General features: G+C 62.6%; 14 protein-coding genes and 4 pseudogenes. 9 read left to right on the top strand and 9 right to left on the bottom strand.

Annotated features, from left to right (window positions below):
• Positions 1-95: 95 nt before the first annotated feature.
• Positions 96-236: pseudogene (locus GNZ13_RS54250) on the top strand (paraquat-inducible protein A); the annotation flags it as partial.
• A 117-nt stretch (positions 237-353) separates the two neighbouring features.
• Here GNZ13_RS54250 and GNZ13_RS14895 read toward each other — a convergent pair.
• On the bottom strand, positions 354-1277 hold the full coding sequence (locus GNZ13_RS14895) for a DUF72 domain-containing protein (RefSeq protein WP_172165525.1): 924 nt from the start codon (positions 1275-1277) through the stop codon (positions 354-356).
• 34 nt (positions 1278-1311) lie between these two features.
• Positions 1312-3873 (bottom strand): hybrid sensor histidine kinase/response regulator, encoded by a 2562-nt coding sequence (locus GNZ13_RS14890; protein ID WP_172165522.1) that lies wholly within the window; start codon positions 3871-3873, stop codon positions 1312-1314.
• A 504-nt stretch (positions 3874-4377) separates the two neighbouring features.
• Between GNZ13_RS14890 and GNZ13_RS14885 the strand changes: the two genes are divergently transcribed.
• The gene (locus GNZ13_RS14885) at positions 4378-6711 is read left to right on the top strand and encodes a bifunctional diguanylate cyclase/phosphodiesterase (protein WP_172165519.1); all 2334 of its coding nucleotides are present in this window, start codon (positions 4378-4380) and stop codon (positions 6709-6711) included.
• A 771-nt stretch (positions 6712-7482) separates the two neighbouring features.
• A pseudogene (locus GNZ13_RS14880) lies at positions 7483-8154 on the top strand (IS110 family transposase); the annotation flags it as partial.
• Here the strand turns inward: GNZ13_RS14880 and hpaH are convergent.
• From hpaH to GNZ13_RS14850, 6 genes and pseudogenes are all read right to left on the bottom strand, one after another.
• Entirely contained in the window at positions 8153-8956 is an 804-nt protein-coding gene (gene hpaH / locus GNZ13_RS14875) for a 2-oxo-hept-4-ene-1,7-dioate hydratase (protein ID WP_172165516.1), read from the bottom strand. The pseudogene GNZ13_RS14880 and the gene hpaH sit on opposite strands and share 2 nt — an antisense overlap.
• Positions 8957-9044: 88 nt before the next feature.
• A pseudogene (locus tag GNZ13_RS14870) lies at positions 9045-9137 on the bottom strand (5-carboxymethyl-2-hydroxymuconate Delta-isomerase); the annotation flags it as partial.
• A pseudogene (gene hpaD / locus GNZ13_RS14865) lies at positions 9131-9883 on the bottom strand (3,4-dihydroxyphenylacetate 2,3-dioxygenase); the annotation flags it as partial. The pseudogenes hpaD and GNZ13_RS14870, both read right to left, overlap by 7 nt.
• A 62-nt stretch (positions 9884-9945) precedes the next feature.
• On the bottom strand, positions 9946-11403 hold the full coding sequence (gene hpaE / locus GNZ13_RS14860; protein WP_172165513.1) for a 5-carboxymethyl-2-hydroxymuconate semialdehyde dehydrogenase: 1458 nt from the start codon (positions 11401-11403) through the stop codon (positions 9946-9948).
• Positions 11404-11478: 75 nt separating this feature from the next.
• The gene (locus GNZ13_RS14855; protein ID WP_172165510.1) at positions 11479-12237 is read right to left on the bottom strand and encodes a fumarylacetoacetate hydrolase family protein; all 759 of its coding nucleotides are present in this window, start codon (positions 12235-12237) and stop codon (positions 11479-11481) included.
• Positions 12234-13007 carry a fumarylacetoacetate hydrolase family protein gene (locus GNZ13_RS14850; protein ID WP_172165507.1) on the bottom strand — a complete coding sequence of 258 codons (774 nt, stop codon included), beginning with the start codon at positions 13005-13007 and terminating at the stop codon, positions 12234-12236. Before GNZ13_RS14850 ends, GNZ13_RS14855 begins: the two co-directional genes overlap by 4 nt.
• 180 nt (positions 13008-13187) lie before the next feature.
• Here GNZ13_RS14850 and hpaR point away from each other — a divergent pair, with 180 nt between their 5' ends.
• Complete coding sequence (hpaR, locus tag GNZ13_RS14845) at positions 13188-13595, top strand: homoprotocatechuate degradation operon regulator HpaR (RefSeq protein ID WP_172165504.1); 408 nt, start codon at positions 13188-13190, stop codon at positions 13593-13595.
• Between the two features lie 9 nt (positions 13596-13604).
• Here hpaR and GNZ13_RS14840 read toward each other — a convergent pair whose 3' ends face one another.
• Positions 13605-14744: a helix-turn-helix transcriptional regulator gene (locus tag GNZ13_RS14840; protein WP_172165501.1), complete on the bottom strand. Its 1140-nt coding sequence runs from the start codon at positions 14742-14744 to the stop codon at positions 13605-13607.
• A gap of 355 nt (positions 14745-15099) precedes the next feature.
• On the opposite strand from GNZ13_RS14840, the gene GNZ13_RS14835 reads away from it, so the two are divergent.
• From GNZ13_RS14835 to GNZ13_RS14815, 5 genes are all read left to right on the top strand, one after another.
• The gene (locus tag GNZ13_RS14835; RefSeq protein WP_172165498.1) at positions 15100-16161 is read left to right on the top strand and encodes a porin; all 1062 of its coding nucleotides are present in this window, start codon (positions 15100-15102) and stop codon (positions 16159-16161) included.
• 122 nt (positions 16162-16283) lie between these two features.
• Positions 16284-17537 (top strand): MFS transporter, encoded by a 1254-nt coding sequence (locus GNZ13_RS14830; protein WP_172165495.1) that lies wholly within the window; start codon positions 16284-16286, stop codon positions 17535-17537.
• A gap of 59 nt (positions 17538-17596) precedes the next feature.
• On the top strand, positions 17597-18706 hold the full coding sequence (locus GNZ13_RS14825) for a class II histone deacetylase (protein ID WP_172165492.1): 1110 nt from the start codon (positions 17597-17599) through the stop codon (positions 18704-18706).
• Positions 18707-18922: 216 nt separating this feature from the next.
• Positions 18923-19738, top strand: coding sequence for a MoaF C-terminal domain-containing protein (locus GNZ13_RS14820; RefSeq protein WP_172165489.1), 816 nt, complete (start codon positions 18923-18925; stop codon positions 19736-19738).
• A complete protein-coding gene (locus tag GNZ13_RS14815) occupies positions 19735-20232 on the top strand; it encodes an SDR family oxidoreductase (protein WP_172165486.1) in 498 nt (165 codons plus the stop codon). The genes GNZ13_RS14820 and GNZ13_RS14815 overlap by 4 nt, the downstream gene beginning before the upstream one ends.
• The last annotated feature ends 4 nt before the right edge of the window (positions 20233-20236 follow it).

Raw genomic sequence — 20236 nt, 5'->3', positions numbered from 1 at the left:
GGAAACCGCAGGTGCGCGCGGCAGGAAAGCAAACCGCGTGTTGACCTGAAGACGCTGCATGCGGAGATCTGCCTGCTGACGCTGAAGAGGTTGCGCTGCACGCGATCCAGTTCGTGCGACCGTGGGGAATGATCGAGGTTTTCATGCTCGGCGTGTTGATCACGATCGTGAAGATGGTGAGTCTCGCACGCGTGATTCCCGACGCCGCGCTGTTCGCGTTCGCCGCGCTCGATCTGCCCGAGCCCGATGTCGACGCGCGTCGTGGTTGGCTGCCGTCGCTCGTCTGGGTGATTCCGCTGATCGATGCGGTATGGAGTGTGTGAGCGGTGCGCACGCAAACGTGACCGTCGGGCCTACGCAAGCGAGGTGACATCGCTGCCCAGAATGGTCATCAGCGAACGCGCGTTGCGCTGTCCCTGGTCTTCGAAGCAGTTGTTGAAGATCACGTGGGTACGGCCCGCCCGGGTCGCGATTGCGCGGATCGACGGAGCCAGTTCGCTCAGTTCGGCGTCGCTGTAGTCGTAATCGAAGCGATCGGCCGCACTTGCCGCGCCCGCCGCGCTCCACGTCTGCGTATTGCGACCGTGTAGACGCACCATCGCGAGTTCGGGATGCGTCGCTTCCCACACGGTGTGCACGCGGTTCGTCACATCCGGCGGGGCGTCGACGATCACATGGACGAGGCTGCGCTCGCGCAAGAAGTCGAGTGTCCATTGCGCGTGCCGATCGTCGAACCAGGACTGATTGCGGAATTCGGCGGCCATCAGGTAGCCGGTCATGCGTGCCCGGCATTCTTCGACGAGCGCGAGACCGTCCGGCGAGCGCGTGATCCACGGTGCGAACTGGAACAGCACCGCGCCGAGGCGGCCGCTCGTGCGTAGCGGTTCGAGCGCTTCCAGATAGCGCCGCCACAGCTCGTCGAGGATCTCGGCGGGCAGATCGCCGTAATAGACGTTCTTTTTGCGCGGGCCGGTGATGCCCTCCGGCAGCGCCATCGCAATGTCTTTGGGCAGCACATCGGGCGAAGTCTGATGCCCCGTGAAAAGGCGAAACGCCTTGAAGTTGAATGTGAAACCTTCCGGCGTGCGTTCGGTCCACAACTGCGCATTGCTTGCCGATGGCATCGCGTAGTAGGCCGAATCGACTTCAACGAGCGGAAACTGCGACGCGTAAAAACGCAGCCTCGCTTCGGCGCTGCTGCTGCCGCGCGGATAAAAGCGCTTACAGGCGATCAGCGTCTTGTCGGTCCAGCCAGCGGTGCCGCATCGGATGTCCATCGGCGGAGTCGTTTGGTTGCGTGAAGGACGCGCGCTAGGAAGCCGCCTCCGTGTGATCGAGCCACGCCGCGAGTTCGCACCGCAGCTGCGAGATATCGAGCGGTTTGCCGAGCAGCCGTGCGCCCGGGATGGTGTCGCCGATCTCGGCGCTCTTGCCGTAGCCCGACACCAGCAACACGTGGATGTCCGGCCGCTGACGCAGCACCGCGCGCGCCAGGTTGTCGCCGGACATGCCGGGCAACGTCAGGTCCGTGAGCAGGACGTCGAAACGTTGCTCGGGCACGAGCGGCAACGCTTCTTCAGCGCTCGCGACCGCGGTGCAGTCGAGACCCAGCGCGCCGAGCAGGTCGCTGAGTGCGTCGCGCGAATCGGCGTCGTCTTCGACCAGCAGCACGCGAGCCGGCATGCCGGATTGAGGTGACGGCGGACTGGTCAGAGCGTCCGCCAACGCGGTAGTCTGCCCATCGATCACGCCGGCGACTCCAGCGTGCAATACGCTGCGCACCTTGCGCGCGAGGTCGTCGCGCCGGTAAGGCTTGGAGAGCAGGGTGATGCCGGCGTCGAGCTTGCCGTGATGGACGATCTCGTCGCGTGTATAGCCCGAGGTGAAGAGCGCCGGCACCGTGGGCGAGCGCGCCGCCGCACGCTGCGCCAGTTCCACGCTTTTCACCTGGCCGGGCATCACGACATCGGTAAATAGCAGATCAATCGGCACGTCGCTTTCGATAAATTCGAGCGCCGCGTCGCCACTGGATGCAGTCAGCACCTTATAGCCGAGCTGCGCGAGCATTTCGACGGCAGTCAGGCGGACATCTGCATCGTCTTCGACCACCAGAATCGTTTCGCCGCCGCCCACCGGCGCCGAGGTCTGATCGACGGCTTCGACTGTTTCCGGCTCGCAGCAACGCGGGAAAAACAGCCAGACGGTGGTGCCGCGTCCCACTTCGCTGTCGATCACCGTATGGCCGCCGCTTTGCCTGACGAAGCCGAACACCATGCTCAAGCCCAGACCGGTGCCGTGGCCGTCGGGTTTGGTCGTGAAGAACGGTTCAAACACGCGCTCCAGGATTTCAGGCTTCATGCCGGTGCCCGTGTCGGTCACTGAAAACGCCACGTATTCGCCCGGCGAGAGCTCCGGTTTGCCACGGCAAAACAGGGAGTCCAGCACGCGGTTCGTTGCGCGGACGGTGAGCGTGCCGTCGGCTTGCATAGCGTCGCGCGCATTGATCGCGAGATTGAGTAGTGCGTTTTCGAGTTGATTGCGATCGGCCTGCACATTCCACAGGTCGTCGCTCAACACCGTTTCGATCTTGACAGTCTCACCGAGCGCGCGGTGCAGCATCTCGCTCATGCCGGCGAGCAGACGGCGCGGGTTCAACACGGTAGGCGAGAGCGGCTGGCGCCTCGCGAAGGCGAGCAGATGCGCGGCCAGTTTCGCACCGCGTTTGACGGCATCGGTCGCGGCCGACAAACGCCGCAGCGTGGCCAGACTGCCATCGGCATCGGCGGCGAGCATCTGCAGATTGCCGTTGATCACTTGCAGCACATTGTTGAAGTCGTGCGCGACGCCGCCTGTGAGGCTGCCGATCGCTTCCATCTTCTGGGCCTGTCGCAACTGCTCTTCGGCGAGCGCGCGTGCCGCGACCTCATCGGCCACGCGTTGTTCGAGCGTTTCGGTCAACTGACGCAGCGATTGTTCGGCGATCTTGCGTTCGTGGATGTCGATCAGCACGCCGGGAAAGCGCGTCGGCTCCCCCTGTTCGTCGAACTCGCACTGGCCGTTCGCCTGCACCCACATATAGTCGCCATCGGGGCGGCGAATCCGGTACTCGGCGCGAAATGGCTGGCCGGTGCGTATCGCTTCGATCGTCAAGCGATCGTTGAGCGGCTGGTCGTCAGGATGGATCACCTGCGCCGCGGCATTGCGCTCGACCCCTTGCGTGGCCTCTTCCAGTGGAAACGAAAAGGTGCGGGCGAAACGTTCGTCGCCGGTGACGGTGCCGGTTCGCACGTCGAGCACCCAGGTGCCGAGCACGGCGCCGGTATTGAGCGCGAGTTGCAGCCGTTCGTTGGTCTCGCGCAGTTCCGCCTCGGCATGTTGCCGCCAGCGTTCGGTCAGTACGCGCATGGTGGTTTCGACGACCATCGAGAGTACGCCCGCGGGTGCGCCGCTGTCGTCGGCGACCGGGCTGTAGTAGAGGTCCATCCAGACGTCTTCAGGCTTGCCGTCGCGCAGCAGGACCAGTTCCTTGTCGCGATACGACAGGGTGCCGCCGGCAAGACATGTCGTCATCACGTGACGGTTGAATTCGGCGACTTCTGGCCAGCCGCGCTCGACCGGACAGCCGAGCAGATACGGATGCCGTCCGCTAGCGAATATCGCGTAGGCGTCGTTGTAGATCATGTAGCCCGGTTTGCCCCAGAGAAGCACGAGGGGCACGGGCGAGGCGAGCAGCATTTGAACGGTGGCGGTCAAACTGCGCGGCCAGTTTTCTATTGCGCCGAGGCTGGTCGCGGTCCAGTCGAATTCGCTGATGCGCCGCGCCATTTCCCCGTTCCAGCCGGGGCAACCGTGGTCTTGTGCCAGAAATGGCATTGCTGCGCTCCACAGAGGTCACGTCAATGAGTGTGTCCCCACTCTGCCGGCGCGCTTGGCGCGCGTGGATGTTCAGCAGGAGGCGGGATGAATCTTCTGCCGTGCGCCGCGGGCGCGAAGCGGCCGCGCGGCAGCAACAATTGTAGGCCACAACGCTTGGGGCGTGACCTGATCGAGTGTGCTTTACGGGTTTAGCCGATTAGTGTCGTCCCCATATATGGACACTACATTCGTCTGCGTTGTACGCGCAAACGATTGCGAAGGTGCTGTTATGCGCGGAGCATGTCGCGCGTGGCGTCATGGACGGCTTCGATATGCGGTTGCTGCAGTTCGACCTGTTGAATGCTTCGCTGCCGCCGGGACCTCGGGAAGCGATCGCGTAATGGCCGCGTAGCCCTTACGGAGCGGGGCGCAAATCTATTTGCGGGCAGGGCATAAATATTTGTCAGACGGTTGCCGTTATACATTGGCCGAGTGGCCGGAGCCAGCCTGATAACTGTCAATATGCTTTCTACCTCAACGAAGCAACTGTCCGATTCCGGTTTGCGCGATCGATTTCATAGACGATCGCTGGAACACCAACGTCCACTTTCGACCGTGACGATGGCGTTTGCTGTCGTCGCGTTCCTGTGTTTCGTGGGAGCGCGCAACATGGTTGCCGGTCCGACGACGCCGCTCTCCTACCGGCTCGCCTGTGCGTTGGTGCTCGCTTTGCTAGTGATGGCGATTCCACGCGCCGGCTCGATCTGGACGTTCGGCGCAATCGGTGTCGCGTACGCGCTGGTGCTGGTGGCCGGTCTCGCGCTGAACGTCTCCGGCGTCGAGCAACCGTTGCTGTGGTTACTGCCGGCGATGGTGGTGATCCCGATCTGCGCCGCGCCGCTATGGCTCACGCCGCTGCATTTCTTCGCCGGCAGCGCGCTCTTCTATGGGGCGGCGCTGGCCTTACTGGTTGGCGAGCCGCGCATGCATGACGTCGACGTTGTCGTGTGGATGTGGATCGCGGCGATCGGCGTACCGACTTCCGTTGTGTTTCACTTCGGTTTCTACCGGTTCCGGCGCAACCACTTTCTGCTCGAGAGCCAACTGGCGCAACTCGCCGCGACCGATCCGCTGACCGGCCTGCAAAACCGCCGCGCGTTTGTGAAGCAGGCTGAACTCCGCCTCGAAACCATGAAGCCGGATGCGCGGGTCAGCGCGATTTTTCTCGACATCGACAGTTTCAAATCGCTGAACGACTGCTTTGGCCACGCGATCGGCGACCATGCCCTGTACCAGGTCGCCCAGGTGCTGATGGAGGAGACCTCCGCGGACGAAAGCGTGAGCCGGATCGGCGGAGAGGAGTTCGCGGTGTTGCTGCGCGACGGCCTGGCCGGCGCACTGGCGCTGGCCGAGCGGCTGCGCGTCGCGATTGCCGCGATCGAGCGGCCGGACGGCTATCTGACTGCGAGCTTCGGCGTGGCCGAACACCGGAGCGGCGAAAGCATCATGGTGTTGCTCGACCGCGCCGATGAGGCCTTGCTGCGCGCCAAGCACTCGGGCAGAAACCGCGTGTGCGCCGAACGCGCATTGCCGCTTGAGGTGCTGCAGATGCTCTCGGATGCCGCGCATGACGAGGGTGGGGCGGCCGTGCTGCGGCATCGCTGGGAGGACTATTACCTCACCTCGCACTTCCAGCCGCTATACAGTTTGTCGCATCAGAAGCAGGTGGGGTTCGAGGCTTTGCTGCGCGGTCAGCAGGACGACGGCACGCTGGTGCCGCCCGTTGTCCTGTTCGCGCCGAGGCCGTCCAGCGACGAAGGCGCGCTCGATCGCGCGAGTCATGCCGTGCATCTGGCCAATGCGCGCAAGTCGCTGCCCGGCGGCACGTGGCTGTTCCTCAATATTCTGCCGGCCACGTTTATCGCCGAAGGCTATGCCGATCAGCTCGCCATGATCGTGCGGGCGGTGGGGCTCGAACCCGAGCAGGTGATTCTCGAGATTCTCGAATCGCACGGTGGCAGCGTCGATGACATGTCGCGTGCGGCGGCTTTGTACCGCGCGCACGGTTTCCTGATCGCCGTCGACGATTTCGGCGCGGGTCAATCGAACCTCGACCGGCTGCTCCGGATCCGGCCGGATCTCGTGAAGCTCGACGGCGAGCTGATTCGCGCGACCAGTCACGGCACCGAGCAGCCGATCTTGCCGAAGCTGGTTTCGCTGTTGCATCAGGCGGGGATGCTGGTTGTCGTGGAGGGCGTGGAGACCACGGAGGAATTGATTCTTGCTGTTGAGTCGAATGTGGATTTCGCGCAGGGGTATTTGCTCGGACGGCCGGCGGCCGAGATTGCGCCGCCGGAGTCGGTGCATCGGCGGATCGATGATGCTTTCGATGTGATCGCCCAGGGGAGGGCGCATCAGCATGCGTTGTTCGAGTCGGAGGTGGAGCCCTATCGGGTTGGTTTGAGGCTTGCTGCCGATGAGTTGCTGGCGGGTGTTTTGATGGGGGAGGCGTTTGCTTCTCTGGCTACGTTTGATCGCTGTGTCAGCTGTTTTATTCTCGATGATTCGGGAAGGCAGATCGGGGCTGAGGTGCCGGGGCCGGCTTGGAGGAGCGATGGGGCTTCGCTGCAGCCCGTGGCGAATCCGCGGGATGCCAGGTGGGATCATCGGCCTTATTTCCGTAACGCGGTTTTGTTGCCTGGAGTGGCTCTGGCTAGTAATCCTTATCTTTCTTTGGCCAGCGGCCGGCCTTGTGTTGCGGTTACGCTGGCTGTGCAGTTTGCTGCTGGACGGGCGGTTGTTGGGGTGGAGTTGGATTGGTCGGCGGTGGGGTTGCCTTGGCCTGCAGGGGATTAAGGGTTTGACCTGCTCGGCGCTTTCTATCTGCGTTTTTATGGTGTTGGCCTTTCCTTGCTTTGTTAGTGGTCTATTAGCGTTGCCCCTGTGCGGGGCGGCACTTACTTCTCTTTGCCGGCCGCAAAGAGAAGTAAGCAAGAGAAAGCGGCTCAAACCGCTAACTCTTAAGCGGGTCCCCCGCGCAGCGGCGGTAGTGGTGCATCTGGAATCTGTGTTCTCGCACATTCGGCGCTAGTGACAAGGCCGTCATACTTCCGGCGGCGCTGCGCGCGCCGACGCGTAATTCACCAACCGATCGCCGTGGTTTCGCTCTCGCATTTTGATCGGCACCGCCGCTGCCTGCGGAACCGTCTTCTGAGCACCTGAATACCTCGCCGAGGCGAAGCCGATGGCCCCGCCAGGCACAAAACGAAACCTTAGGTCTCTCAGGCATACCCATCCGCGACGCACGCAGTGCGGAGTGGGAGCTGATGAGTCCTTTGTCACTGGCGCTGAGTGCGCGAGGGCACGGATTCCAGATGCTCCACTGCCCACTCCGAGCCAGGGGACCCACTTAAGAATTAGCGGTTTGAGCCGCTTTCTCTTGCTTACTTGTATATTCGACTCCTGTGGCGCCGGCCCGATCAGTTGCCGCCACATGGACAGTCAGCTCGTCTGCTTACAGTGCTTCGAGCACGCAGAGAAGCCTGAGCGACTGTCCTTTTCATCCTCTTAACCCGAACAGTTGACTGAGCCTCGAGCTCGTATTTTCCTGCAAGTATGGGTACCGTGATGAACCAGACTTCCTCTTCCGTTTATATCGGCATCGACGTCAGTGGTAGCACCCTCGACGTTGCCATCCACGACACGACCGAGCATTTCAGTGTCGACAATGAGACCGGCGCCATCGACCAGCTGGTCCAGCGTCTGATCACGCTGAGTCCCACCCTGATCGTCATGGAGGCCACCGGCAAGCTCGAACTTGCCGTGCTCAAGGCGCTCTGCCAGGCCGGCCTGCCCGCTGTTGCGGTCAATCCCCGGCAGGTGCGCGACTTTGCCAAAGCCACCGGCAAACGTGCGAAGACAGACCGCATCGACGCGTTCGTCATCGCCCATTTCGGCGCCGTCATCAAACCCGTCGTGCGTCCGCTCAACGATGTGCAGACCGAGCAGTTGCAGGCCCTGCTGCTGCGCCGCGCCCAGCTCATCGACATGCTCGTGGCCGAGAAAGCCCGCCTGGAGCGCGCTCATGCCGCAGCTAAGGAAAGCCTGGATGATCACATCAAGTGGCTCAAACAGCAGCTCACCGTCGCGGACAAGGACATCGATTCGTTCATGCGTTCTTCGCCCGCCTGGCGTCAGAAGGAGGACCTGCTGCGCTCGGTGCCCGGTATTGGCCCCGGTGCCGCGGCCACGCTGATCGCGTTCATGCCCAGTTTTGCGGTAAGGACATGTCGGCAACTCAAATGAAATTCAAACCAATGCCGCCCAGCGGACCATAGTCGACATGGAAAGTGTCGCCCGCTCGCGCAGGGATCGGGCTCGTGAACGAGCCGCTCAGAATCACGTCGTTCGCGTTCAATACTTCGTCGTAAGGGGCGATCTTGTTGGCGAGCCATGCAACGCCCGTGGCGGGGTGATTCAGCACGGCCGCAGCGAGGCCGCTTTCTTCCACGGCGCCGTTCTTGTAAAGCAATGCGCCAACCCAGCGAAGGTCGACGTCCAGCGGGCGCACCGGTCGGCCACCCAATACGATGCCGGCATTGGCCGCGAAGTCGGAGATGGTGTCGTAGACCTTGCGCGGCGCCTTCGTCTCGCGGTCGAATTGTTCGATGCGCGCGTCGATAATCTCAACTGCAGGGGTCACATAGGCCGTGGCGTCCAGAACGTCGAATAGCGTGACGCCAGGGCCCTTCAAGGGCTTGCTCAACACGAAGGCCAGTTCGACTTCCACGCGCGGGGCAATGAAGCGGTCGGCGCGAATGTCCTGGCCGCCTTCGATGAACATGCTGTCGAGCAGCGGTGCATAGTCGGGTTCGTCGATCTGCGACGAACGCTGCATCGCGCGTGAGGTCAGGCCGATCTTGCGGCCCTTGATCACGTGGCCCTCGGCCAGTTTGAGCTTCACCCACTCGCGCTGAATCGCGTAACCGTCCTGTACAGTCATCTCGGGATACTTGGCCGAAAAGTGGCGCAGCTGGGTGCGCGTTTTCTCCGCGTTGTCGAGTTGCGACGCAAGGTCGCGGATTGTCTGTTCGTCTAGCATGATGGATTCTCTATATGCGGCTGCCAGTCCAGGCTACCGAGCCGGAATATTGGGCCGGGGTATCAAGCCCAAGTTTCAGGCCCAAGTTTCAGGCCTTAAGCCGCGCGTGCAAATTGTTGTGTTTCCAAGTGCCCGCTTCGCTGAATTCGTTGATCTCCAACGACAACGCCAGGCCGCGCCGAGCAGCATCGCGGTGTCGTGCATGCCACCTTCGCCCCAGCATTTCTCGTTATAGAGCGGCAGCATCTCGCAGAAGGTCTTCCAGTCGCCGGCTTCCCACAACTCGACCACCCGGCGGTCCATCTGTTCGAGAAACGGGCTCCACACCTTGTGCATGAACTGCTCGGCGGTGCCGTTGTTGGCGAAGTGGTGGCTCAACGAACCGCTCGCCAGAATCGCCACGGTGCCGTCGTATCGTTCCTCGATAGCCTTGCGTACGGCAAGGCCGAAGCGCGCGCTGGTTTCGAGGTCGTGCCACATGCACCAGCCGGCTACCGACACGGTCTTGAAGTGCTGGTCGCTATTCATATAGCGCATCGGCACCAGCGTGCCGTATTCGAGTTCGAGCGTGGTCTGGCTGTGCGCGCGGCTCTTGACGCCCATTTCGTTGGCGACTTCCGCAATCAGATCGCCGAGTCCGACATTGCCGGGATACGCGTACGGCATGTTCTTGATGAAGTGCGGCAGCTCGTTACTCGTATAGACGCCCTCGAACTTCGGCGCGCAGTTGATGTGGTATTCGCTGTTCACCAGCCAATGCACGTCGAATACGACGATCGTATCCACACCCAATTCGCGGCAGCGCCGGCCGATTTCATGGTGGCCGTCGATCGCGGGTTGACGGCAGCCCTTATGCGGACCATCAAGTTCGGACAGATATAACGACGGGACGTGAGTGACTTTTGCTGCCAACGCGAGTTTGCCCATCGCGGTCTCCTATTCTGTGTGGCGCGAGGCGTCATGCCCTCGCGCGCAAATGAACCGCGTTTTCAGACGCCCCAGCGCGGAATGTGATGCGAGCCAAGCGATACGCACACGTTCTTCGGTTCGAGGAACACTTCGTAGCTCCACGTGCCGCCTTCGCGGCCCACGCCCGATGCCTTGGTGCCGCCGAACGGCTGGCGCAGGTCGCGCACGTTCTGGCTGTTGACGAAGCACATGCCCGCTTCGACCGCTGCGGCGACGCGAAGCGCGCGGCCGGTGCTCTCGGTCCAGATGTAGCTCGACAAACCGTAGGAAATGTCGTTGGCGAGTTTGATCGCGTCTGCTTCCTCGTCGAACGGAATCAGGCAGGCAACCGGGCCGAAGATCTCTTCCTGCGCGATCCGCATGCGGTTGTCGACGTCGACGAACACTGTCGGCTTAACGAAGTTGCCTTTGCGCATGGCTTCGGGCAAGTCGGGTGCGTCGAGTCCGCCGCACGCGAGCGTCGCGCCTTCTTTCGGACCCAGTTCGATGTAGCTGCGCACTTTGGCCAGGTGCCCCTGGCTGATCATCGGACCGACGATTGTGCTATCGGCCAGTGGATCGCCCACCGTCAAGCGTTTGGCGCGTTCGATAAAACGTTCGGCAAAGCGCGCGTAAATCGAGCGTTGCACCAGAATGCGCGAACCCGCCGTGCAGCGCTCGCCATTGTTCGAGAAGATCATGAACACGGCGGCATCGAGTGCGCGCTCGAAATCGGCGTCGTCGAAAATCACGAACGGCGACTTGCCGCCCAGTTCCATCGAAAACTTCTTCAGGCCGGCCGTTTGCACGATGCGGTTGCCGGTTGCCGTTGAGCCAGTGAACGACACTGCATGCACATCTGGATGCGCCACCAGCGGTTCGCCGGTGTCTTTGCCGAAGCCATGCACGACGTTAAGCACGCCGGCAGGAATGCCGGCTTCGAGAGCGAGATTGCCGAGCATCGAGGCGGTCAGCGGCGACAGTTCGCTCATCTTCAACACGGCGGTATTGCCGAACGCGAGGCAGGGCGCGACTTTCCACGTTGCCGTCATGAACGGTACGTTCCATGGCGAGATCAGCGCGCAGACGCCGACCGGGTGGAACAGCGTGTAGTTCAGATGCGTATCGGTGGGATACGTATGACCATCGACGCGCGTGCACATCTCCGCGAAATAGCTGAAGTTGTCGGCGGCGCGCGGCACGAGTTGCTTGCGCGTCTGCGAGATCGTCTGGCCGGTGTCCTTCGTCTCGGTCTCGGAGATATCCGGCACGTTCTTCGCGATCAACTCGCCGAGCTTGCGAATGACTTTTGCGCGTTCCGCCGCGAGCTTGCCGGCCCATGCCGGAAACGCTTCTTTGGCCGCGCGCACGGCGGCGTCAACTTCTTCCGCACCGCCGCGGGCCACTTCAGCGAGCACGTCTTGCGTCGCTGGATTAACCGTCGCGAAGTAGTCTTTTGCGGCGCTCGACTTGCCGTTGATCAGATGCTCGATTCGCATTGCCTTGTCCTTTTTCCTTTGTCGATCGGAGTTGGCGCTTTAGCGCTTACTCCGATCCCATGCAAAGCCTGTCGATCAGGCGCGGCCGAAGTCCGCGTCGGATGCAATCGTATTGACGAGACGGCCAAGGCCGTCGATTTCACAGATCACTTCGTCACCCGCATTCACATTAACGATGCCCTCCGGCGTGCCGGTCAGGATCACGTCGCCGGGTGCGAGGGTCATGAAGCTGCTCAGGTATTCGATCAACGCCGGGATATCGGTGACGAGATCGCGTGTGTTGCCGTGTTGTTGCCGCGTGCCGTTCACGAACGTGCGCAAATCGAGTTGCGTGACGTCTTCGACATCGGCCGCATCGACGAACCAGGGACCGAGTACCGTGCCGCCGTCGCGATTCTTCACGCGCAGGTTGGGGCGGTAATAGTTTTCCAGGTAGTCACGGATCGCGTAGTCGTTGGCGATCATGTAGCCGGCCACATGCTGCATGGCGTTTTCGCGCTTGACGTTCTGTGCGGTCTGGCCGATCACGACAGCCAGTTCGCACTCGTAGTGCATGAAGGTGACGTCGGCGGGACGGCGCGTGAAGCCGCGGTGACCGATCACCGTGCCCGGGCCTTTGAGAAAGACCAACGGCTCTTCCTGCTTGTTGAACTGCAATTCCTTCGCGTGCTCAGCATAGTTCAAACCGAGCGCGAAGATCGTGCCGACCTCGATCGGTGCGAGCCACACCACTTCATCTTCACGACGCACGCGGCCGTCGGCGAGGCGTACGCCGTTGGCGTCCGGGTAAGCTTCGTGAATCGCGCCTGCATACGCAACACGGCCACGCATCATTGCTGTTCTCCATCCTGTTCTTCTGCACCGGCAAACGACACCTCGAGCGGCGGCAATCCGCCAATCGATAGCGTGGCCGTGTCGCCGATATGCGCCACCGGCGAACCATGAGGCACGCCAAGCGTAACGACGTCACCGGCGCTGAGGGTCATGAAATCGGTTACGTCCGCAATCAATTGAGCGACTTTGCGTACCGATGATGCAGTACTCGCCGTGAAGACCTCACGTCCTGGAAGCGAAACCCTGATCGTCAGATCGTCGGGCGCAGCAACATGACGTGCTGCAACCAGTGCCGGCCCGATCACGCAAAAGCCGTCGCGCGCCCGGAACCGTACCGAAGGCCGGTACAGGCTCGCATGCGGCACGCTCAGATCGGCGACCAGCGTGTAGCCGGCGATGTAGTCGAACGCCTCGCCTGCGCTAACGCATGTTGCAGTGCGGCCAATCACGATACCCAGCGAAGCGCCGACTTCCACACCCAATGCATCGTCGGGCACGACAACGCGTGCGCGATGACCGGCGAACGTATTGCGCGGCTTCAGATAGAGAATCGGCGCTTTCGGCGGGGCTTTATACGGAGCGGCATGCACCGCATCGCCCAATGCTTCCAACGCGGCGCGGTCGTTCAGCAAGGTTCCATAGACAGCGCCGGAAACGGGCGCACGGCAGGCCACGCCACGTGCGAGCAGCGCGGCGACGGTGTGTGTATCCACGTCGCGAGGCAGCGCGTCGCCTTCGGGATGCAGCAGGTGATCGGCAAGTGCAAACATAAATCAGCTGTCTCTCGGAGAAAACACTAACATGTTAGTAGTATTGCGCTTGATATCATCCACGGTCAATAGCCTGTCGGCTGATCGCGGGTTTTCCCTTAAGCTTCGACGGCTGCTTTTTACTTATCTTCCGCCATGTCCGCTTCCGCTTCTACCCGAGTTTTGCACCGCAACCTGCCGATGTTGTTGCTGCGCGCCAGAGAAAAAATGATGGAGCGGTTCCGCCCATTGATTACCGCGCACGGACTGACCGAACAGCAGTGGCGCGTGATTCGCGCGCTCAATGAACACGGCCCGATGGAGCCGCGCCACATCTCCGATATCTGCACGATTTCGAGCCCGAGCATGGCCGGCGTGCTCGCGCGCATGGAGAGCATGGAGCTGGTGACGAAGGAGCGTTTCGCGGAAGACCAGCGCCGCGTGCTGGTGTCGCTCACCGAGACGAGCGTGGAGTTGGTGCGCGTGATCTCAAAGGATCTCGAAGCGCACTATCGCGAGCTTGAGCGCAAGGTAGGGCCGGAAATCGTCGAGCGCGTATATCGCGCGGTCGACGATCTGCTTGCCGGCCTTGAAGAAGAGGACGAGTGACGCAGCCGCTCAATCGCCCTGATCGGGCGCCGGGGCGTTTGTAGCCGCGCTCTCCCTCAGCCCGAGCAGCCACGGAATCTGGCTTTTGTCGTGCATGCCGAGCTTCTTGTAAGCGCAGCGCAGATAGTGACGCACGGTGGTGGGCGAAATCGCCATGCGTTGCGCGACTTCCTTGTGTGAGAGGCCGTCGCCATACAGCTTGATCGCGCTCAGCTCGCGTGGACTCAAACGGTCGAGCGGCGAGCGTTGGCGCGCTTCCAGCTGAAACAGGCCGACCACCGGCGAGCAGCTGACCGTTACCGTTTCGCCGACATAAGGCTGGCCCGTGTCCGCATGCAGATGCGCGATCAGCGGCGCCGGCAGATGCTGGTTCTGATAGCCAGGCCATTCGCCCCGTAGGATGGTTTCGAACGCCTTATCCGCCTGGTGCACTGCACCGAAGCCGTCGCAGATTGCACGTGCCGGCGTCGAGACGCCTTCGCCGCGCTCGCGCGTCAATTGAAACGAGCGGCTGATCGTCAGCGCCGCGCTCAAGTGCGGAATCACATCCTCCAGCGTTTGCGCATCCGCGGCGGAGAACGGTTTGTCGAGCGCGCGGCGATACACCGAGAGGAAAGTCGCGAGCCCGAAGCGATGATCCAGCGCCGACACCACCATCAGTTGCGCGAGCCCGTATTTGATAGCCCAGTTGCGAAAGCGCGGATCGATGCCGGGCGCCACGATCGACACTTCCAGCGTGCGGCCGTAGCGGTTCATCGAGCCGAGCGCGAGCGGATCGCAGTCGCACACGCGCTGCCAGTCGGTAAAGAACTCGCCTGGCAGGCCATAGACGAAGCTGTTGTGCATCACCGGACCGTTGGCCGTATGTGTGGTCACGCCGGTCCAGCCGGCGTCGAACGGTAAATGCTGCGAGAGAAGGCGGAAGAAGCCGTGCTCGAATTCGCCGATGCCGGTGCGGTTGGCGAGCGCATAGAGGTCGAGCAGGAAAAGGCTCAGGCCGCGCGCCGCGGTGCCGTTGCCGCAGAACGTGCCCTCGAAGTCGGCGCTGCGCTGTTCGAACGGTGCGCCTGCGTAGTCGTCGAGCGGAATGGCAGGGGGCATTTCGCCCAACTGATCGATAACCCGCTTGGTGTCTGCGGTGACTGTCACGCTGGTTCCTTCCACTGTCGATAAGGCGCGTCTGGCCGCTTCTGCGGTGTGCCGACCGATTATACGTGGCGCTTTTTTGAAAAACGCACCGATGGAAATGGCGCCACGCCCCCCTCATTTGAACGGCCCCGGGCCGCGGATGCCACGCCGCGTCAGTGCGCCGGGCCGTTCAACCCAGCTGCCCATGTCAATCGCGCCGGGGCTCCGCGCAATCGCGTGCGGGTTTTCCATACCGTTCATCTGGACGTCTATTCAGCGCAATTGCCGCTACCGACACTGCCGTTGCACTCGATGAGGGATGCAGCCCGCAGCAACGGACACATTACAAAAACATCAGACGGTTTGGAGCTTCTCGATGAAACGAAACGAATCACGGCAGCGCAGCGGTCGACGAAAGACGTTAGCGGCATTGGGCGTAGCCGCTGGCTTCTGCGCTGCGACCGCACACGCGCAATCGAGTGTCACGCTGTACGGTTTGATCGACGCCGGCATTCAGTACCGCACGAACGCGGACGGCCAGCACAGCGCGGTCAACTTGCAGAACTACGGCGTGTTGCCGTCGCAGATCGGTTTGACCGGCACGGAAGACTTGGGTGGTGGCTTGCAGGCGATCTTCCGCCTCGAGCAGGGCATCAACGTGAACGATGGCACGGCCACGGTGCCCGGTTACGCGTTCTTTCGCGGTGCTTATGTCGGGTTGATCGGAAAATTCGGCACCGTCACGCTCGGGCGGCAGTTCAGCGTGCTGTTCGATCGCACGGTTTTCTACGACCCGCTGCTGTACGCGGCGTACAGCGGGCAGGGCGTGCTGGTGCCGCTGTCGGCCAACTTCATCGATAACTCGGTGAAGTTCAAGACCGCCGATTACGGCGGCTTCAGCGCCGAAGCCTTGGCGGCGACCGGTGGCGTGGCCGGCAATTCGCGCTCGGGCCGGGTGCTGGAAATCGGCGCGCAATACGGCGGCAACGGCTACGGCATCAGCGCGGCACTGCATCGGGCGCAAGGCACGGCGTCCGCGGCTGGGGATACTTCGGGACTGCAGCAGACCATCGGCACGCTGGCCGCGCATTGGGACATCGCGACGCTTTCGCTGTACGGCGGCGCGGAGCGGCAGACCGGATCGCTCGCGCCATCGAAAACGGTGGCCTGGGGTGGGGCACGTTATCAGGTCAACAATTTCGTCGGCCTCGCGGGCGGCGTCTATCAGACCTGGTCGAACACGCCGAGCGTCGGTCATCCGACGTTGTTCATCGCGAGCGGCACCTATGCGCTTTCAAAGCGCACGGTGGCGTATGCGAATCTCGGCTACTCGCGCAACAGCAGTCAAAGCTCGCAGCCGGTCTATGAATACGACGCAACGCCGCTCAACGGCGCCTCGCAGTTCGGCGCGATGCTCGGCATGTATCACACGTTCTGATTGCCCGCCGCCGGCGTGGCGCCTCAGTGTCGACAACGCCGGCTTGTATTCGCCTTTCGTAGGCCGCGTATCGGCCTTCGTTGTGACCGCAACTGCAACTGCAACCGTTACCTCTGAGCCCTATGAAAACTTCTTCGACCTCCTCATTTGCCACGGCAGCTGGACCCGCGACACCCACGGCCGTGCCGCGCGAATTCGCGACGTCTACGCTGCTGTCGCTGGTGGTGTTTGCCGCTATCACACCGCTGTTGCTGCTGGTCGCGCCGGCGGTCGCCGCGCAACTCGGCGGACAGCTCGGTTTGAGCGCCTCGCAGATCGGCACGTATTTCTTCGTCGAACTCGGCGCGTTCAGCTGCGCGACCTTGCCCTCGCTCTTGTGGCTGGGGCGTGTCGACGCGCGCCGTGTCGCGGCGATCGCCACGGCGGTGTTCTGCATCGGTAATCTCGCCACGGCAGTGCTGATGCCAGGCTTTGTCGTGTTGCTGGTGCTGCGCGCGTTGACCGCGCTCGGCGGCGGCACGCTGATGGTGCTGTGCATGACGAGCGCGGCAACGAGCGGCAATCGTGACCGCGTGTATGGCTTGTGGGTGGTGGGTCAACTGGTGGCCGGTGCGCTCGGCCTGTTCGTGCTGCCGCATCTGTTCGACGCGTTTGGTTTGCGGGCGCTGTATGTGGTGTTGGCCGTGCTCGCGCTGATCGCATCGCCGCTTACGCGCGGCTTCGATCCGGCATTGGGCGGCGCCAGCGGCAAGCAGGGGCAACAGGCCGGATCCGGCATGAACGGCACAAGCGGTGGAAGCACCGCAAGCAGCACGTGGCTTCACGCGACGCTGGTGATCGGCGGCGTGCTCGCTTTCTATGTGGCGATCGGCGGCGTCTGGACATTCGCGAGCAAGGCGGCGTCGCTCGCCGGACTCGACGCCGGACACACCGGCGAACTGCTGGCGGTCGCGAGCGTGATGGGCATCGTCGGCGCGGCGTGCGCGTCGTTCATCGGCAACCGGATCGCGCGAGCCGCGATGCTGCTGACGGGTTACGCGATTCTCGTCGCCGCTTTGCTCGGTCTGTCGGCGCATCCTGGTTCGACGGGCTACGCCGCCGCGATCTTCGCCTTCAAATTCGCGTGGACCTTCGTGCTGCCGTTCATCCTCGCCGCAGCCGCAAAAACCGATACGTCAGGCCGTTTGATCGCCACGCTGAACTTCGTGATCGGCGCGGGGCTCGCGGTCGGTCCGCTGATCGCCGGCTTTCTCCTCGACGCCGGCGCGGGACTCAATACGTTGTTTCAGGGCGCGGCGGTGATCTGCGTGTTGTCTTTCGTTTGCTTGCTGCGTGTCGAGCGTAGCAGGCGCGAAGTGCCGGGCGCGCGGCAGTAACGCATGCAGTCGAACCAGGTCGATTTGAATCCGCAGGTGAACTACAGGTAAGAGAAATCATGAGCAAAACGGCATTTTTCACGGACGAACGCACCTTCTGGCATACAGGGGGAACGCATGCGCTGTTCTTTCCGGTCGGCGGCTGGGTGCAGCCGCCATCGAGCAGCGGTTACGCGGAATCGCCCGATTCGAAACGCAGGCTGCTGGCGCTGATCCAGACCTCGGGGCTGGCGGCGTCGCTCGATATGCAGGGGGCTGAGCTTGCCACTGAGGAAGATTTGCTGCGCATCCATCCGCGCGATTATCTGAACCGCTTCAAGGCGCTCAGCGACATGACCGGCGGCGATCTGGGAGATCTCGCACCGTTCGGCAAGGGCAGCTATGAGATCGCTGCGCTGTCCGCAGGGCTTGCCATCAGTGCGATCGATACCGTGCTCGACGAGCGGGCAAGCAACGCATTCTCGTTGTCGCGCCCGCCTGGTCATCACTGTCTGCGCGACAAGCCGATGGGCTTCTGCCTGCTCGCCAATATTCCCATTGCGATCGATGCGGCCCGTGCGAAGCATGGTGTCGAACGCGTCGCGGTGATCGATTGGGACGTGCACCACGGCAATGGCACACAGTCGATCTATTACGACGATCCCAACACGCTGACGATATCGCTGCATCAGGATCGCTGCTTTCCGCCGGGCTACAGCGGTGCGGATGAGCGCGGCACGGGCGCGGGCGTGGGGGCCAACGTGAATATCCCGTTGTTGCCGGGCGGCGGGCACGACGCCTATCTGTATGCGTTCGAGCGCATCGTGCTGCCCGCGCTCGACGCGTTCAGGCCGGATCTGATCGTCGTGGCGAGTGGGCTCGACGCGAGCGCGGTCGATCCGCTCGCACGCATGCTGCTGCACAGCGAGAGCTATCGCACGATGACGCAACTGATGCGTGATGCCGCCGAACGTTATTGCGGCGGGCGTCTGGTGATCGTGCACGAGGGCGGGTATTCGGAAGCGTACGTGCCGTTCTGCGGGCACGCCATTGTCGAAACGCTGGCGGACGTGCGTACGCAGGTGACCGATCCGATGCTCGATCTGGCGATCGCGCAGCAGCCTAACGAGCGCTTCAAGGCGTTTCAACGCGGACTGATCGATGAACTGGCCGGCGAGTTCGGGCTGTGATGCCTTGAACGGCTCCGAAGCGTCGGAATCGTCCAGGGCCCCGGGGGCGTTGGGCCTTTCAGGCGCTCCGGGCCGCTTAAAGTCGCGGGCGCTGTCATCCTTATGGTCGATGCCGCCGCGCTTGCGGCGTCCGTACAGTAGTCACAGGCGCCGCGGCCTGGCGCTCGATGCAAGTAGCGCCGCGGCAAATCATCGAACTCCTGGAGCCATACAAACATGACATCTCAACCCGTTTTCATTCAGGTCGGCGCGCTGGCCGACGGTTTCGCGCCTGACAGCCACATCCTGCCGCCCGTCGACGATCTCACCGGCCGCACGTTGCAGCTTGAATTCGCCGATGGCTCCGCCGAAACGTTGACGTTCGATTCTGCCGGCGTGCTGCGTAAGGCAAGCGGTCAATTCGAATGCCGGGTCACGTCGGTGCGCGACGGCATTTACTTCGTCGATTACATCGGCGGTGGCGACGGCTCGCGGCCGGCAGCAACGAGCTACGTGCTCGACGTGAAACAGGGTTTGTGCACCGTGGTGGTCGGCACGTTGCCGAACGAAAGCGAAGCCCGTACCGATGCGTTTACGCGTGTCGAACGAGGCTTGGAGTTGACCGGCGTACAGGTACAGTTCCGTCACGGCAGGATCATGCAGCAGGGCGCCCAGGCAGGCGCAGAGGCGGCGTTGCATCATCCGACTCGTGAACTGATCGGCATGCGCAACCTGTACACGTATAGCGCCACGGAACAGTACGAACACGTCTATCTGAACGACAACTTCTATGCGTGGCAATGTCTCTCGGGCGTGGAAGCAGGTCTCGCCGATGTGGACCGTTGCCACTACATCGCCATCGCCAAAGATCTGTACCTGTTCGTCTGGCGCGAAAAAATCATTCCGACGCTCGGTGTGGTGATGATCGACCTCGAACGCAAGAAGACCGACGGCAAGATTTTTGGTTATCAGGGCAACCAGTTCGACACGCTGTCGAATTTCCCGGTCGGCGCGCTTGCACAAGTGCTCAACGTGACACGGCATCTGCAATGAACAGCGCCGCGCAGCAGTCGGCAGGCGTGCGTGATTTCGCCGGCAAGGCGGTACTGGTGACCGGCGGCGCGCAAGGCATCGGGCGCGGCATTGCCGAGGCGTTTGCCGCGCGCGGCGCTTCGGTGGCGATCGCGGATCTGCGCATCGACGCGGCCTCGGAAGCGGTGCAGCATCTCGCGCACTATGCGGCGTCGAAGGCGGGCGTGAACGGCTTCATTCGCGCCGCGGCGTTGGAGTTGGCGAAGCATCGGATCACGGTCAACGGCGTCGAGCCCGGCATGATCCGCACGCCGGCGATGGGCAACCTCGGCGACGACGCGCACAACCGCCGTATCGAACAGGCGATTCCGCTCGGGCGGCTGGGCGAACCGTCGGATATCGCGGCGGCCATGCTGTTTCTCGCATCCGACGCGGCCTCGTACATCACGGGCCAAACCATCGTGGTCGACGGCGGCGCGATCTTGCCGGAGTCGGCCGCCGTGATGGCGCCGTGATGAA

The sequence above is a fragment of the Paraburkholderia elongata genome (assembly GCF_013177735.1).
In the GTDB taxonomy this organism is placed as follows: domain Bacteria; phylum Pseudomonadota; class Gammaproteobacteria; order Burkholderiales; family Burkholderiaceae; genus Paraburkholderia; species Paraburkholderia elongata.
This window is presented reverse-complemented; position numbering and strand designations above follow the sequence as displayed.

What these genes read in the sequence shown, in the direction of transcription:
- GNZ13_RS14895 (WP_172165525.1), bottom strand. Translation starts at nt 1,277, where the DNA reads ATGGACATCCGATGCGGCACCGCTGGCTGGACCGACAAGACGCTGATC.
- GNZ13_RS14890 (WP_172165522.1), bottom strand. Translation starts at nt 3,873, where the DNA reads ATGCCATTTCTGGCACAAGACCACGGTTGCCCCGGCTGGAACGGGGAA.
- hpaH (WP_172165516.1), bottom strand. Translation starts at nt 8,956, where the DNA reads ATGCTAGACGAACAGACAATCCGCGACCTTGCGTCGCAACTCGACAAC.
- GNZ13_RS14855 (WP_172165510.1), bottom strand. Translation starts at nt 12,237, where the DNA reads ATGATGCGTGGCCGTGTTGCGTATGCAGGCGCGATTCACGAAGCTTAC.
- GNZ13_RS14835 (WP_172165498.1), top strand. Translation starts at nt 15,100, where the DNA reads ATGAAACGAAACGAATCACGGCAGCGCAGCGGTCGACGAAAGACGTTA.
- GNZ13_RS14850 (WP_172165507.1), bottom strand. Translation starts at nt 13,007, where the DNA reads ATGTTTGCACTTGCCGATCACCTGCTGCATCCCGAAGGCGACGCGCTG.
- GNZ13_RS14825 (WP_172165492.1), top strand. Translation starts at nt 17,597, where the DNA reads ATGAGCAAAACGGCATTTTTCACGGACGAACGCACCTTCTGGCATACA.
- hpaR (WP_172165504.1), top strand. Translation starts at nt 13,188, where the DNA reads ATGTTGTTGCTGCGCGCCAGAGAAAAAATGATGGAGCGGTTCCGCCCA.
- hpaE (WP_172165513.1), bottom strand. Translation starts at nt 11,403, where the DNA reads ATGCGAATCGAGCATCTGATCAACGGCAAGTCGAGCGCCGCAAAAGAC.
- GNZ13_RS14815 (WP_172165486.1), top strand. Translation starts at nt 19,735, where the DNA reads ATGAACAGCGCCGCGCAGCAGTCGGCAGGCGTGCGTGATTTCGCCGGC.
- GNZ13_RS14830 (WP_172165495.1), top strand. Translation starts at nt 16,284, where the DNA reads ATGAAAACTTCTTCGACCTCCTCATTTGCCACGGCAGCTGGACCCGCG.
- GNZ13_RS14820 (WP_172165489.1), top strand. Translation starts at nt 18,923, where the DNA reads ATGACATCTCAACCCGTTTTCATTCAGGTCGGCGCGCTGGCCGACGGT.
- GNZ13_RS14885 (WP_172165519.1), top strand. Translation starts at nt 4,378, where the DNA reads ATGCTTTCTACCTCAACGAAGCAACTGTCCGATTCCGGTTTGCGCGAT.